At 37.0% G+C, this 15,494-nt stretch carries 13 protein-coding genes and 1 tRNA gene; 11 read left to right on the top strand and 3 right to left on the bottom strand.

Annotation, left to right across the window (positions count from 1 at the left end; genetic code table 11):
* Positions 1–2 precede the first annotated feature (2 nt).
* The 3 genes from gloA (at position 3) to rpmE (ending at position 1,933) form a co-directional block, all read left to right on the top strand.
* The gene (gene gloA / locus MKL32_RS04010) at positions 3–404 is read left to right on the top strand and encodes a lactoylglutathione lyase (RefSeq protein WP_004953337.1); all 402 of its coding nucleotides are present in this window, start codon (positions 3–5) and stop codon (positions 402–404) included.
* 138 nt (positions 405–542) lie between these two features.
* On the top strand, positions 543–1,511 hold the full coding sequence (locus tag MKL32_RS04005) for a bile acid:sodium symporter family protein (RefSeq protein WP_126132175.1): 969 nt from the start codon (positions 543–545) through the stop codon (positions 1,509–1,511).
* Positions 1,512–1,708: 197 nt separating this feature from the next.
* Positions 1,709–1,933: a 50S ribosomal protein L31 gene (rpmE, locus tag MKL32_RS04000; RefSeq protein ID WP_004662919.1), complete on the top strand. Its 225-nt coding sequence runs from the start codon at positions 1,709–1,711 to the stop codon at positions 1,931–1,933.
* An 87-nt stretch (positions 1,934–2,020) separates the two neighbouring features.
* On the opposite strand, the gene MKL32_RS03995 is transcribed toward rpmE, so the two are convergent.
* The 3 genes from MKL32_RS03995 to epmB are packed head-to-tail and all read right to left on the bottom strand — an operon-like array spanning position 2,021 to position 6,890.
* The gene (locus MKL32_RS03995) at positions 2,021–4,129 is read right to left on the bottom strand and encodes an EAL domain-containing protein (protein WP_075696320.1); all 2,109 of its coding nucleotides are present in this window, start codon (positions 4,127–4,129) and stop codon (positions 2,021–2,023) included.
* The gene (locus tag MKL32_RS03990) at positions 4,111–5,862 is read right to left on the bottom strand and encodes a GTPase (RefSeq protein ID WP_204378996.1); all 1,752 of its coding nucleotides are present in this window, start codon (positions 5,860–5,862) and stop codon (positions 4,111–4,113) included. The genes MKL32_RS03995 and MKL32_RS03990 overlap by 19 nt, the downstream gene beginning before the upstream one ends.
* Positions 5,863–5,873: 11 nt before the next feature.
* A complete protein-coding gene (gene epmB, locus MKL32_RS03985; RefSeq protein WP_004913100.1) occupies positions 5,874–6,890 on the bottom strand; it encodes an EF-P beta-lysylation protein EpmB in 1,017 nt (338 codons plus the stop codon).
* A gap of 87 nt (positions 6,891–6,977) precedes the next feature.
* On the opposite strand from epmB, the gene efp reads away from it, so the two are divergent.
* From efp to MKL32_RS03945, 8 genes are all read left to right on the top strand, one after another.
* Positions 6,978–7,547, top strand: a complete 570-nt coding sequence (gene efp / locus MKL32_RS03980) for an elongation factor P (RefSeq protein WP_004913097.1) — start codon at positions 6,978–6,980, stop codon at positions 7,545–7,547.
* 177 nt (positions 7,548–7,724) lie between these two features.
* A complete protein-coding gene (locus MKL32_RS03975) occupies positions 7,725–9,827 on the top strand; it encodes a carbon starvation CstA family protein (RefSeq protein WP_004913096.1) in 2,103 nt (700 codons plus the stop codon).
* Between the two features lie 2 nt (positions 9,828–9,829).
* The gene (locus MKL32_RS03970) at positions 9,830–10,132 is read left to right on the top strand and encodes a YbdD/YjiX family protein (protein ID WP_126132172.1); all 303 of its coding nucleotides are present in this window, start codon (positions 9,830–9,832) and stop codon (positions 10,130–10,132) included.
* 78 nt (positions 10,133–10,210) lie between these two features.
* The gene (locus tag MKL32_RS03965; RefSeq protein ID WP_004913090.1) at positions 10,211–11,170 is read left to right on the top strand and encodes an AAA family ATPase; all 960 of its coding nucleotides are present in this window, start codon (positions 10,211–10,213) and stop codon (positions 11,168–11,170) included.
* A gap of 13 nt (positions 11,171–11,183) precedes the next feature.
* Positions 11,184–12,101 carry a DUF58 domain-containing protein gene (locus MKL32_RS03960; protein WP_270900243.1) on the top strand — a complete coding sequence of 306 codons (918 nt, stop codon included), beginning with the start codon at positions 11,184–11,186 and terminating at the stop codon, positions 12,099–12,101.
* Between the two features lie 2 nt (positions 12,102–12,103).
* A complete protein-coding gene (locus MKL32_RS03955) occupies positions 12,104–14,092 on the top strand; it encodes a transglutaminase family protein (RefSeq protein WP_270900250.1) in 1,989 nt (662 codons plus the stop codon).
* A 35-nt stretch (positions 14,093–14,127) separates the two neighbouring features.
* Positions 14,128–14,204, top strand: a tRNA-Val gene (locus MKL32_RS03950).
* Positions 14,205–14,461: 257 nt separating this feature from the next.
* Complete coding sequence (locus MKL32_RS03945) at positions 14,462–15,478, top strand: tyrosine-type recombinase/integrase (protein ID WP_270900249.1); 1,017 nt, start codon at positions 14,462–14,464, stop codon at positions 15,476–15,478.
* The last annotated feature ends 16 nt before the right edge of the window (positions 15,479–15,494 follow it).

Below are 15,494 nucleotides of genomic sequence, written 5' to 3'. Positions count from 1 at the left end.
CTATGCGCATGTTACATACAATGCTACGAGTCGGTAATTTAGAACAATCTCTCAAGTTCTATACTGAAGTGCTTGGTATGCAATTACTTCGCAAACGTGATTACGAAGAAGGACGTTTTACACTCGCATTTGTGGGTTACGGTGATGAGCAGAACAATACGGTTCTTGAATTAACTCATAATTGGGATACATCTAGTTATGATTTAGGCAATGCTTATGGTCATATCGCAATTGGTGTTGATGACGCTTATAAAGCATGTGAAGAGATTAAAGCTCGTGGCGGTAAGATCGTCCGTGAAGCTGGGCCAATGAAAGGTGGTGTGACGGTCATTGCTTTTGTTGAAGATCCCGATGGCTACAAAGTTGAACTTATTCAACAAGATCAGAATGCAAGAAATAATTAGTTTTAATGCGTTAGACTGAGGTCTAATTATTTAAAAACTAGCTTTATTTATAGAGCTCAGTATGATGGTTTGATCAAATGGTCAACAATATCATATTGGGCTTTTTTATTATTTTGAGGGTAGGTCAGGGAAAGAATTATGTTGAAGTTATTAGCACTAGATCGCTTTACGATTTTATTGGTACTCATGGTCTTATTAGCCACATTGTTACCCATATCAGGTCAGCTTGCTTATTATTTTAATATTTTAACGACAGTCGCAATAGCCGTTCTTTTCTTTTTACATGGTGCAAAATTATCACGAGAAGCTGTCATAGAGGGAATGTTGCATTGGAGAATGCATGCTTTAGTCTTTATTTTTACTTTTTTGATTTTCCCATTGATTGGACTTTTGTCGAGACCTGTTTTAGAACCAGTATTTGGGCAACAGTTATATTGGGGCTTCTTGTTTATGTGTTTCTTACCTTCCACGGTTCAGTCTTCGATTGCATTTACGTCTATGGCTAAAGGGAATGTAGCGGGTGCAGTGTGCAGTGCTTCCTTTTCTAATATTATAGGCATGTTTATCACACCGATTTTGGTCAGCTATTTTATCTTAGGGCAAAGTCAACATGATTTTGACCCGACAAAATCAATTGTACAAATTACATTATTGCTGCTTGTGCCATTTATTTTAGGTCAATTATTAAGACCATTTATTTTCCCACAAATGCGTAAATTTCCGAGCGTTGTAAAGGTTTTTGATCAGGGTTCAATCCTCATGGTTGTTTATGGCGCATTTAGTAGCGCAGTTGTCGCTGGTCTATGGCAACAAGTAAGTGGAATTACATTGATTTATTTAACACTGGCATGTTCAGTTTTACTTACCATAGTAATGTTACTTGCATTGTATTTGCCTAAATGGTTGGGATTCAATCAGGCGGATCAAATTACGATTTTCTTTTGTAGTTCTAAAAAAACTTTAGCGAGTGGTGTTCCAATGGCTCAAATTCTTTTTATTGGGCAGCCTTTGGGGATGATTGTATTACCCATCATGATTTTCCACCAAATTCAGTTGATGGTTTGTGGGGTAATTGCGAATCATTGGTCAAAATCAATGCAGGAATAGTTCGCAAAATATAATTTATTCGCGTATAATCTGCACCACTTGTTGGCTTTGCTCTGACCTAAGATGTCTCGGTGAGTCAAAAGAAATGGTCTGTTGTGGTATTGATCTGCGAGTATTAAAACTCTGCTTTCCTCATCTTGAGAGTGATCAATTGCGATAACAGCTTAAGCCTTTCTTACTAAATAGGAGCATCGACCATGCGCGCCGATATTCACCCTAAATACGAAAAATTAGTTGCTACTTGCTCATGCGGTAACGTAATCGAAACTCGTTCTGCACTTGGTAAAGAAACTCTTTATCTTGACGTATGTTCAGCTTGCCACCCATTCTATACTGGTAAACAAAAGAATGTAGATACTGGTGGTCGTATCGACAAGTTCAAACAACGTTTCTCTGGTATGTCGCGTTCTATCAAACGTTAATATCAAGAAAAACAAAAAACGGGCAATATGCCCGTTTTTTGTTGTCTCTAAAGCCTCTCCTTTGTAAAAGTAGAGGCTACTAGATTTCTATTGATCTTGTACGTCAGTTAAACGATCAAGTTTCTTTTGGAAGTAGTTGCCTTGTAAGAAGCGCGCTTCAACATTCCAAGCATTTGCGAATAAATTCATGTCATTTAAATCAGTTAGTAAAATTTCTACAGATTTCATACCGATGAAATTCAGAATTTTTTCCTGTAATTTTGCCATGTCTTTCTCGCTAGCTAACATCTTGGAAAGTTTGCTATGTAGGCATAAATATTGTGTATCAATTTGCGTAAGAATAGATTCGCTATAAAGTGAATCACCAAAATTGCGTATTGAAACTTCAGCGCCGTATTGACGGAGTAGAGCGACTCGCTGCTGAGCTTGAGACAGATTTTGTTGCAGACTATACTCTGAGAATTGAACAATAAGCGGATGAGCTTGTTTGCTTCCAATAATCGTAAGAAGTTTTGCGACCAATTCAGGTAATTTTTTATCATTAATTAGAATGTGATGGTTCAAATTAACGATTAGTTTAGCTTTTGGATATTGGGTAATAAAGTTGTGTAGTTGTTTACACGCTTCTACAAGAATCCAGCGGTCAAGTTGTACAGATAACTCAGGATCATCTTTTAAATCGGCTAGATCACTTAAATCAATCCATTGATTATCATGAATAAATCCTGCTGTAACCTCATAGGTATGGGTATGTTGATCCTGCTTATCATATAGTTGTTGATATTTTAATTGGATCGATCCTGCATCTAGTTTCTGTTTTAACTCTTGTAATAAGGTTAATTTAAGAGAGGTTTGAATATGTTCGGTTGTAAGACCGATATCGGCATCTATCTTTTGACTATTGAAAACAGGAAGTGGTGTAGCAAAAGCTTTTGAGAGTAATTGTTCAAAAGCAGTTTCATTTGAAATTGGTTGATTTAACTCACAATATCCTAATTTTAATTGGAGTGGAAAGGTGTGATTATCTGTTACAAGAAGTTGAGGTTTTTGTAGACCATTTAAACCAATCAATAATGAGTTTAATACTTCTTTGGATTCAGCTTGGATTAAGCCAGCATAGAGTGCTGTTTCAATTTGATGAATTGGGACGTTGACTTGTTCTTTAATGAAATTTTGAATATTTGAAAAATAAGACTTTGTTCCACGCCAATCAGATTGAAAAACTTCATTTGGACAATGATTTAAGCCAAATAAAACTAAGGCATTTACATTTGCAGGATGATTGTTAAGATGGCGATTAATTTGTTGTAAAGATGAATTTAAACTTGAAAGTTTTTCTGCTGGAGCAATCGTTACAGTAGGCGCGACTGTAGTTGGTTCGGATTTTTGTGTGGCTTGAGAAGGACATTCGATATTGAGTTGAATTTCATCATCATTTCCAGATGGTAAAAACTCTACATGTAATGGATTGTTTTTTACATTTGAATTGAGTGTTTTGATCTCAAAGCGAGCATGTTCAAATTGACCTTGAGAAATCTTCTTGAAGCGTAGTTTAAATTGAGCCAAATCTTCAGGTTGTAAAACATCTAGTAATGGTAAACCAATCAAATCATCTTCATTCTCGAAACCAAAAAGAGTCGCATACTCTTTGTTGGCACTGAAATGAATTCCTTCTTGTAATACTGCGACCGCTTTATGAGTTTCTGCAACTAAAGATTGTGCTTGTGTTTGTGCGGCTTCCAATTCATTCAATAGACGATGTTCAGCTTGTACCAATCGACTATATGATAAAGCACGAATGATGCTGATATAAAAATGATCAGGGGATTTTAAACTAAGAACATCATAGATGCCTTTGTGAATATAGTTTTGATATTGTTGCGCATCGAAGTCTTCTGGTTCAAGCAATAAAACGGGCAAATTAGGCTGTGATGATGCTTGAATCAAAGAGAGAGTTTGTTCGATTTTTAAATCGTAAGCCCGACCAAAAATCACCATATCCCAAGGTAGATTCAGTTGCTTTTCAAATGTTTTAAAATCATCCAATAGACAGGCTTGGACTTGGTGTTCTTGTGCAGAAAATAATTGCAAAATTTGATTATAACGAAGTTGGTTATCATCAATAATTAATAAGCGTGTTTCAGTACGTTTTAACTTTTTAGAGAGTAAAGAATTTCTCACTTCAATGCTTCCCATAAATCTTGATCATTTGTATCCATATTCTTTTGTGCCATAAATTTTTGAAGACAAGGTTCATCTTCTTCATTGAGCAATTCGAAATCAAACTGGACAAAACTTTGGGTAATTAACTGTGCTGTTAATAAGTACACTTTTACTTCCTCTTTCCCCAATCGTAAATGAACAGCTTGCTGTTCTCTGAAAATTTGTGAACCTGGTAATATGATTGTTGTTTTTGTTTCATCCAGATTCTGATTTCTTAAAATAAGTGCAGGGTGGTAATTACTCAAATGGCGGTCAGATTGAATACGTACTGCACATGGGAAAATATCTTGTGCTAAAACCTCTAAACCGAGTTCAAGGCTTTTTTCACTGGATTGTTTAAGCCAACGAATAACACCTCCTCGCCAATGACCATGTGAGGTTTCTTTAACCAAGATATATTCGCCAGTCCGAAGGTTTTTAGGTGCTTCAGTCGTCCATTTAATACGATATCCATTTACGCTAATATCAAGAATATCTGCTTGATAAACTGCTTTACTTTCACGACTTAAACGTTGGATGGAAGATTCTTGATTGTCAGAAGATTCTTTTTTATCCCACGATGACAAAAAGCGAGATTCGCTTTGTAATCCATAACCATGTTCAAGTTGAAGAGTTTCAGCGAAATTCTTTGCTTTAGATAGATAGAAATGAGCGGTGAGTAATCCAAAACAAATATGCAACTGCGCAGAGTACTCATAACGCTCGTGACGTCGTTCAGCAGTAGTGCCAAGAATAGTTTGAACATGGAACTTCAGCGCAGGTGTTAAATAGATTTTTTCATTTTTAGAAATATATTCTGCATTTTTGTGAAGTGTTGCAGTGACATGATCTAAAAGACTATTGGTGCTGATGAAAATATTTGGATTAAATCCTGAACTCTGTTTCTTATTATAAATAGGTGGGTGATCTTTACTGGTATCAACTACATATTTGGTTAACTCAGTTTCCTTTGGTAATAGTTGCAGCATTTTCGCCCAGTCAAAGCTACATTGGAATAAAGCTTGAATTTCAGATTGGCGAATTTGATTGGTGTTAAAGATATCTAGCAAAATAAGTTGTGCATAAGCTTGAGCAACATTATTGAGGCTTGGTTTACCTGCTGGTTGTTCCAAAGTGGTGTGATGATATTTATGAGTTACAGCCGCATCATACAGTTGGTGAGCAATCAGCCATTGTCCTGCAACAGGTTCACTATAAAGCATATGTTGCTGATACAGGAGTTGAGTGAGTTGTTGCAATGCTTGGAAAGTCGCTAAGGTTCTTGCAGTCTGAAGATTTTTCTTTTGATTTAATGCAAAAAAAGAGAATTTTTGATGCTCAAGTTGATCGCTACTTCGGCGAACAATATTGATATAAATCGCTGCGAAGTAACAACGCAAAAGCATTGCTAGTTCTATAATGTGTTCATTACGATCAGAGGTGATGACACCTTGATTAAAAAAATTCTTTTCTAGACTACCTAAAACATTTTCGATGGTAGGGTGTAGTGTCTGTGTTAAATCAAAACGTAAAGTTTCTGAGCATTCTAATTCACTTAGCTCAAGTAAAGCTGAGAATAATGCTTTAGAGGTATCACCCAATTGCATTATGGCAAGTGTTGAAATCCATTCGTTCAAGCTTTTAGTGTTTGAATCACAAAAACTGAGTTTATCCCTTCTTAAAACAGTGGGAATTTGAAAAATATCCGAAAATGCATTATCCATCATTGTAATCAATCTCAGAACGTTTGAACCCCAAAAAGCGGTGTTTTATTTTTTTCGCCCGCAATTTCCCTTACGAGTTTAGGGACAAGATATCCAGGTAAACTCGCTAAAACATCAGTATATATATGATCTATCTCTGAAGATCTTAAATCAAAATGTTGAGCGCCTTTTACTTTATCTAATACATGAAGATAATAAGGCATTACACGCGCGTCAAATAAACGCAAACTTAAATTATTCAAAATTTCTGCAGAATCATTCACACCTTTGAGTAAAACTGCTTGATTTAGCACTGTAATATGGTGTTCTGATAACTGTAATAACTTTGAGCAAGTAAAGTCGTCAAGTTCAGCTGCGTGATTTGAGTGTATCACTACTACAATGCGTAGCCTACTGTTTTTTAATATAGAAATCAGCTCTTCATCGATTCGATTTGGAATAACGACGGGAACACGTGAATGAATTCTCAGAATCTTAATCTGAGGGAGAGATGCTAGACGTTCCAACCAAAGTGCTAATTTTCGATTTGATAAAGTTAGAGGATCTCCGCCACTCAAAATTACTTCATTAATTTGAGGATTTTGCTCAATATACTGTTTGATATTAATCCAATCATCATTTTTGGGTAGGTTTTCTTGATAGGGGAAATGGCGACGGAAACAATAACGACAATGAATCGCACATGCACCCGTTAAAGTCAGTAAAAAACGTGATTGATATTTATGTAGAACTCCAGCCATTTGATTAGCTGCTTCTTCACCAAGTGGGTCAGTAACAAATTCTGGATGGTCTTCAAGTTCTAAATGATGGGGTAAAACTTGTAGCAATAAGGGATCAAAAGGATCTCCAATGCTCATTTTTCCGACGAATGCGCGTGGAACACGTAATTTGAACTGTTCAGAGGCAAGGATTGCCCCTGATAATAACTGTTCAGTGGATAACTCAAGCAGATTTAACAACTCTAAAGGATCAGTAATTAGATCACTGAGTTGTGATTGCCAGTTTTTCTCTTGATGTAAATAGTTTATCATGCCATACGTTAAAATAGTGTTAGCCTAAAGGCTATTGGCCTAGTCTAGCATTAATAGATTTGAGTTTTAAGTTGGAGTGCGCCTTTCATGGCCTATTATTCTACAAATGATTTTAAAGCTGGCCTTAAGGTCATGCTGGATGGTAACCCATGTTCAATCATGGAAAATGAATATGTAAAACCAGGTAAAGGTCAGGCGTTTAACCGCGTAAAATTACGTAACCTTCGCTCTGGTAAAGTATTAGAAAAAACATTTAAATCAGGTGATTCTTTAGAAGCTGCTGATATTGTAGAAGTAGAAATGGAATACCTCTACAACGATGGCGAAATGTGGAACTTTATGGATCCTGTAACTTTTGAGCAAATCGCTGCTGATAAAACAGCAATGGGCGACGCTGCAAAATGGTTAAAAGATGATTCAAATGAAAAATGTACAATCATGTTATTTAATGGTGTACCTTTAACTGTAAGCCCACCTAACTTTGTTGTGCTCAAAATCGTTGAGACTGATCCAGGTGTACGTGGTGATACTTCTGGCGGTGGCGGTAAGCCAGCGAAACTTGAAACAGGTGCTGTGGTACGTGTTCCATTATTTGTTCAGCAAGAAGAAAGCGTTCGTGTAGATACTCGTACTGGTGACTACCTAGAGCGTGCGTAATCGTTAAACATAAAGTATACGATTATCGAAGGGATGATAAAGAATCATCCCTTTTTTTATGCCAAAGTATTAGATAAATCTATTTTAATAAACGATAAACTCACGAAGATATTTTCTAAAGAAAATATAGGAATGGAAATCCAAATCACCAAAAGTGAAATATTTGAGAGGTTTTGAATGGAGATAACACAAGCAAAAACATCGCTTTCCTCTAAGATTCTATGGAGTTTAGTTGCCATTATCGGGGCAATTTCTTTTGGGATATTGGCGGTGAGTCGTGGTGAGCATGTAAATGCAGTTTGGTTGGTTCTCGCTGCTGTCTGTGTATATAGCATTGCATATCGGTTCTACAGTTTATTTATCGCAAACAAGGTTTTTGAATTAAACCCAAGGCGATTAACCCCAGCTCATCGTTTAAACGATGGTTTGGATTATGTTCCTACCAATAAATACGTATTATTTGGGCATCATTTTGCGGCGATTGCTGGTGCTGGTCCTTTAGTGGGACCAATTCTAGCGGCTCAGATGGGTTATTTACCAGGAACAATTTGGTTGCTCGTCGGTGTTGTGATTGCAGGTGCAGTTCAAGATTTTCTTGTGCTGTTTATCTCCACACGTCGTGATGGTCGTTCATTAGGTGAAATGGCAAAGCAGGAATTGGGTACTTTTGCTGGTGTTATCGTCATGCTCGGTACATTGGGTGTGATGGTGATTATTCTAGCAGTACTTGCTCTGGTTGTGGTTAAAGCATTAGCTCATAGCCCTTGGGGTGTATTTAGTATTGCTGCAACGATTCCTATTGCATTATTTATGGGCGTGTACATGCGTTATCTTCGCCCAGGTAAAATTGCAGAAGTCTCTATCATTGGTTTCGTCTTGATGATGGCCGCGATTGTTTTTGGTGGTGATGTCGCAAAAGATCCGTATTGGGGACAGTTATTTACCTTAAGTGGAACGCAATTGACATGGGCATTAATCATTTATGGTTTTATTGCATCAGTCTTACCCGTTTGGTTACTGTTAGCACCACGTGATTATTTATCAACATTTCTTAAAATTGGTGTAATTGCTGGCTTGGCGATCGGTATTGTATTTGCAATGCCTGATTTGAAAATGCCTGCGGTAACGCATTTTGTGGATGGTACAGGACCTGTTTTCGCAGGGACATTATTTCCATTTCTATTTATTACGATTGCTTGTGGTGCTATTTCTGGTTTCCATGCGCTAGTTTCTTCTGGTACAACGCCTAAGCTCGTCGATAACGAAGTAAATATTCGTATGATCGGTTACGGTGGAATGTTGATGGAATCTTTTGTCGGCATTATGGCAATGATTTGTGCGACTGTACTTGATCCAGGAATCTATTTTGCGATCAATGCTCCTGCAGCAGTGCTGGGTACAACGGTTGATACAGCTGCTGAAGCTGTTCGTAATTTAGGTTTTATCGTTACACCAGAAATGTTAACTGTACTCGCACAAGAAGTAGGTGAGAGCTCTATTTTATCTCGCACAGGCGGTGCACCGACTTTTGCGATTGGTATGGCACATATCATTTCTGAAATTTTCAATAGTCGTTCAATGATGGCTTTTTGGTATCACTTCGCGATCCTGTTTGAAGCATTATTTATTTTAACCGCGGTGGATGCAGGAACACGTGCTTGTCGTTTTATGGTGCAAGATACGGTTGGGATAGTTGTACCTGCGGTTAAACAATCTAGCTCTTTTTTTGGGAACTTAGTTGGAACTTTTGTTGCGGTTGCTGGCTGGGGCTTCTTCGTTTATCAAGGTGTCGTTGATCCTCTAGGTGGTATTAATTCGTTATGGCCACTCTTTGGTATTGGTAACCAAATTCTTGCATCAATGGCATTAATCTTGGGTACGGTGATTTTATTCAAGATGAAGAAAGAGAAATATGTATGGGTCACAATCGTCCCAACAGTTTTCTTATTTATCACTTCTATGACTGCAGGTTGGCAAAAAATCTTCCATGAGAATCCGAAGATTGGTTTCCTTGCTCAAGCGAACCGTTTTTCTGATGCGATTGCACGTGGGGAGCTACTCGCTCCGGCGAAAACAGTAGCAGAGATGCAAACAATTGTGATGTCCAATCAAATCAACGCGGTGTTGTGTGGATTCTTTATGATTGTTGCTATCGTAATGGTAATTGCATCTATTGGAGCAATTCGCAAAGCATTAGCAAGTTCAACGCCTACTGTGAATGAGGCACCTGCTGTTTATTCAGATGTACCGATGACTGCGAATAGCGTGAAGGGAGAATAAGCATGGATTTCAAAATTGCGAAAGAAGGTGGTTCCGTAATCGTGAAGATTATTAAATTCACGATTATGTCGCAAAAACACCTGATTTTCTCACCAAGAAATTGGTCTCGTATCGCACTTCTATGGCAAAACTTGCAAAAAAGTTTCCGTCTAATGGTTGGAGTACCAGATTACGAAAACTATCTCAGACATATGCAACAGCATCATCCAGATTTGACACCGATGGATGCGAAGACTTTTTATCGTCACTGTGTCGATGCGCGTTACCCATCGTCAGGCGGGAATATGAAAAAATGTCCTTGCTAGAAGTTATTTGATTTCTTTGAAAAAAAATCAAAACAGTGTATGTTGAGGCATACACTGTTTTATTTTGGGGATAGAATTATGTGGGGCATGGAAAAAGCTTCTGTTCAAGAAAAAAAAATACAAAATCAGCAACTAGAACAAGATATTAAAAGCTTTAGCCATAAAATAGAAAGTTTCCTTATTCAAGTTAATGAGCTGATCTTAGATAAGCCGCAACAAACTAAACTTGCACTGACTTGTTTGCTGGCTGGTGGTCATGTGCTATTTGAAGATTTACCTGGCTTGGGTAAAACAACATTAGCCAGTGCTTTAGCTCGTTTGGCGGGACTGCATTTTCAACGAATCCAATTTACCAATGATATGCTGGCGAGTGATGTGATTGGTATCAATATTTTTAATCAAAAAGAACATATTTTTGAATTTAAAAAAGGCCCTGTCTTTACTCAAATTTTACTTGCGGATGAAATTAATCGTTGTAGCCCTAAAACGCAAAGCGCGTTGCTCGAAGCAATGGAAGAAGGGGCGGTTACAGTTGATGGTATTCACTATGAATTACCTCAGCCTTTTTGGGTGCTTGCTACGCAAAACCCACTTTTTCAAAGTGGAACCTATGCTTTGCCTGAGTCTCAACTAGATCGTTTTTTAATGCGTTTGTCTTTGGGCTATCCATCTCGCCAAGCTGAAAAACTTTTACTTCAACAAAGTTCACGTCAGCTTCTTATTCATCAATTGGATTCTGTATTTAATCAAGCTGATATTTTGCATTTACGTGAACTCGCTAAACAAGTTTTTTTAAGTGATGCTGTACTTAACTATATTTTAGATTTAGCCGCTGAAACACGTAAGCAGCGTCATGGTTTATCAACACGTGGAGTATTGGCATTAAAAGCTGCATCCCAAGCTTATGCATTAGTAGAAGGACGAGCTTTTGTAACTACAGATGATGTGCAGATGGTGTTTATATCTGTAGTTTCACATCGTCTCAGTTTGGGTGAAAATGAAGTAAGAAAAATTTTAGAATCGGTAGAGGCATTCTAGTTGAGAGTGGGATATGCAAAAAATATTCAAGCATCCACTACAAAACTGGATTGCAAAACGATTCCAAATTGATGAAAAGAAGCGACTTACACAAAAAGATATTTTGATCTTTTTATATAGGCAAGGTTTTCTATATCTTGTGCTAATTTTAATTACGTTTATTGCAGGTATTAACTACGCAAATAACCTAATTCTAGGTTTTTGTTTTTTAATTAGTGCAATTTTATGGATTAGTTTTTATCTTACTTTTAAGCAGTTACATCGGCTGGATATAGAGCTTGTCTTTCCTGAGATAGGGCAAGTGGATAACTCATTTACACTAAAAATAATGTTTAAACAAAAAAGTATTTTTACTCGATATCTCAGAATTATTAGTGAAGACAAAGAACATTTTTTCTGCTTTGAGCATACTCAACAAATTTTTGAGTTGCCATTTTACCCAAATGCTCGAGGACAATACGATTTTTCACCCATAAAAATTTATTCTACTTACCCATTCGGTTTAGTGCGTGCATGGACTTATTTATATCCTAAGTATAAGGTGTGGATTGCTCCCAAAGCTCACGATTGGCAAAAAGAACATAAAAGCCAGCCTACCAATGCTCAAGACAGCTTAGATGAGTTTAAAGAGCTAAGAGCATTTCAACATGGTGATTCCTATCAAAATGTAGCTTGGAAACAGGTTGCAAGAGGACAAGGATTTTTTATTAAAATGTTCGAAACTCAAGCCAATCATCAATATTTAGAAATAGATTATCAACAAATACCTGCACAAGGGCATGAACAAAAACTGAGTTTTATGATGGGTTTAATTGAGCAATGCGAACTATTGGGAGATGACTATGCTGTGATATTGCCTCATGCACGATTAGAAAGTGGACAAGGTCAATCACAGTTAATCAAGGCTAAACTTTTGCTGGCGCAGGCTTGATGATGAATAAAAAAATTTATTTCTGTATTTTAGTTGCGCTAGTCTTAATACTAATTGGACAAATCCCGTTTATTCCATTTACTTTGAGTGGTCTATGGGCTGTCGTATTGTTGGTTTTGGTTTGGCGATACTTAAAGAACCAAATCACGGCGTTTTCGAATTGGATCCTTGTTCCATTTACGATAGTTTCTATTGCCTTGATCTTTTTACAATACCGAAGCTTATTTGGTGTGGAAGCAGGAGTTGCATTTCTTTGTACCTGTTTAATTGCAAAGACAATGGAAGTTAAAAATACTCGAGATCTATTGGTTGTATTTAACTTCGCATTATTTGTCAGTGCTAGTCTGTTATTGCATAGTCAAGCATTCTGGATGGCGCTAATCGTATTTTCTGTATTTATCATGTGTATGGTTGGGTTATATCGCATTCAAACCGCACTTTTTCAGCAAAAATCAGCATCAAACCAGTTCAGACGTGATTTAAAGCAGATATTTAAATTTGTAGCAGTAGCGACCCCATTTTTTATTTTATTATTTATTTTCTTCCCGCGGTTACCCCCATTGTGGGCAATTCCAATTCAACAAGATCGCGCGACGACAGGGATTAGTGATCGTATGTCACCAGGTGATATTGCGGAGCTGTCGCAATCATCAGCTCTAGCATTTCGTATTGTGGCAAATATGAATCAGTTGCCGAGTCGAAATGATTTATATTGGAGAGCATTGGTATTGGATATGTATGATGGTTCAACGTGGACCAGTCATTATTCAAATCAAAGTTTGAAGCGAGTGAATTACGCTACTCAAAAACAAGTTAAATACCAATATTTATCAGCTGATGAACAATCCAATTGGATCATGGGACTTGAATATTCAGTTCCTCAAGAACGATATTTACAGGTTTATCAGGATGATAGTATTCGCCCATCAAAATTGATAAAGCGAAATCAACCAATACAAATGTTGTGGTTAGGCAGAATATCTGCCCAATCAGAAGTTTTGAATCCAATACAAATAGAAATAAACACTCGGTATATTGAAGGATTAGATCCAAAAGCACAGAAACTCGCAGAAACATTATTGAATCAGAGCCAACATCAACCGAACCAATATATCCGAAGTGTCTTAGCTTGGTATCGCAAAAATGGTTTTGTATACACATTAACTCCTGGAACTTTGGGTGGAAACCGCATAGACCAGTTTTTATTTTCAAGTCGTAAAGGGTTTTGTGAGCACTATGCATCTAGTTTTGTAATGTTAATGCGTTATGCAGGTATTCCTGCCCGTGTGGTAACAGGTTATCAAGGGGGGCAACTAGCACCTGATAATCAGAGTTGGGAAGTAAGACAATTAGATGCACATGCATGGAGTGAAGTTTATCTAAATGGTAAATGGCAAAGAATTGATCCAACAGCGATGATTGCGCCGCAAAGAATTGACACAGGCATGCAAAATTATTTAGCCCAAGACGAAACAGTTTGGGGTGATCAGCAATCAGAAGCTTGGCGTTTACAGCAGTTTAAAATGCTAAAAAACATGCGAATTTGGAGTGATTATTTAAGTTATCAATGGCAGAGTAAAGTCGTTGGATATGACGTAGAAAAGCAAAAAAATTGGTTATCACGTTTAGGATTAAATTCAAGTTATGCCTATGTGATTATTTTAATCGGAGGATTTGGATCAATTCTAATTTTGTATGCGGCTTATTATTGGTGGGTGCAAAGATCCAAACAAACGTCTTACGACCGTGAAATACAAAAGTTTCAGAAAAAGTTGCCCATTCACTTGCGAAAAAGACATTCTGAGACATTTCAGATGTGGATGCATCGTTTATCTGAACAGGCTAATGGTCATCAATCATTTGAACAACTTATTGTGTTATATCAAAAAATTATTTTTAAGGAGCAAAAGGATGAAAATAATCTCATGCTCTTTAAGCGTTTGCTTAAAGACTGTGCGATTACACTAAAACAGGTTCAAAAAAACTTGTGAAGCTTATAAAAAATGAATATTATGCTGTTCATTCTAGGTGTATAGCTCAGTTGGTTAGAGCGCTACGTTGACATCGTAGAGGTCTCCAGTTCGAGTCTGGATATACCTACCAAGATTAATATTGAGTTAAATCAATATTTTAAGGTTAAATTTTTAAGATTTACACCTTGTTTTTATTGCTCTTCGGGTCAAATTTGAACGTTTAAAAAGTTCAAAAAAGGCATAAAAACTCCTTTATATTCGCTCTTCGGGCGCCATTTTGCACGTGTGCAAACTAGTGTGGCTCTCGAAATTGGGCGCCATTATGAAGAGTTTTTTATGATTCTGACTAGTGGCGCCCATGTATGGCACCAATATTCAGAGGTCATTATGCAAAAGCCTGTCAAACGTGGAAACGCATGGCGTATCCAAGTCAAATATAAAACCTTCCGTGATGCAGCAACTCGTGATACACCTGAAGAGTGTACTGCATGGGCTGTCAAAAGATTAATTGAATTAGAATTAGAGTATCAAGTTCATTTAAGAAAGCTCGAGCGTCCTGATATCACACTTAAAGATCTATTCAATAAATACTATGAAAATGTTGGTGCATTTAAAAAAGGTGGTTCATACATAAAAAGCCACATTAAATCTTTAAATCATTACTATGGCGATCTTGTTGAGAAATCAATATTCGATATCACACCACAAGATATGGTCGCTGTACGTGAAAGAAGATTAAAAGTAGCCAAGCCTAGCACTGTTAGCAGAGAATTGAGTTTATGTTCTTCAGTTTTCACATATGCTATTAATGAATTGTTTATTTTGAAAGAAAATCCAGTAAGAGTTATTAAGAAACCGACTGCACCACCTTCACGTAATCAACGCATTTCAGAAGAACAAATTCAAAAAATTATTAAAGGATTAGACAATTATAAAGAAACAATGGTTCCACACACACCCGCTCAACATGTTGCCTGGTGTTTCTTATTTGCTTTAGAAACAGCTATGAGGAAGGGTGAAATTCTTGGTATGGAATCATCACATGATCATGGTGATTATGTTCATTTACCTGAAACGAAAAACGGTTATTCACGTGATGTTCCATTAACTACTAAAGCTAGAAAATTACTGGATCTGTTGAACGATAGAGAAGGGAAATTAATTCCCCACAATAGCAATTCATTCCGTTTAGCGTGGCAACGAAATTTAATTAAGGTGGGCTTAAATGGCGTCCTTACGTTCCATGACACAAGACACGAAGCAATCACTAGACTTGTTAATATACAAAAGTTACCTGTAGAAATACTTGCAAAAGTAACGGGTCATAGAACTATTAATATGCTCGTCAATACTTACTATAATCCTAGTGCTTCTGAGATTGCAAAGATGCTAAATGCTGCTTAATATATGCCCCATCAAT

Origin of the sequence: Acinetobacter sp. AOR34_HL (assembly GCF_027854795.1) — a bacterium.
Lineage (GTDB): Bacteria > Pseudomonadota > Gammaproteobacteria > Pseudomonadales > Moraxellaceae > Acinetobacter > Acinetobacter junii.
The sequence above is the reverse complement of the archived record's forward strand: the minus strand, read 5'-3'. Positions and strand labels throughout refer to the sequence as shown.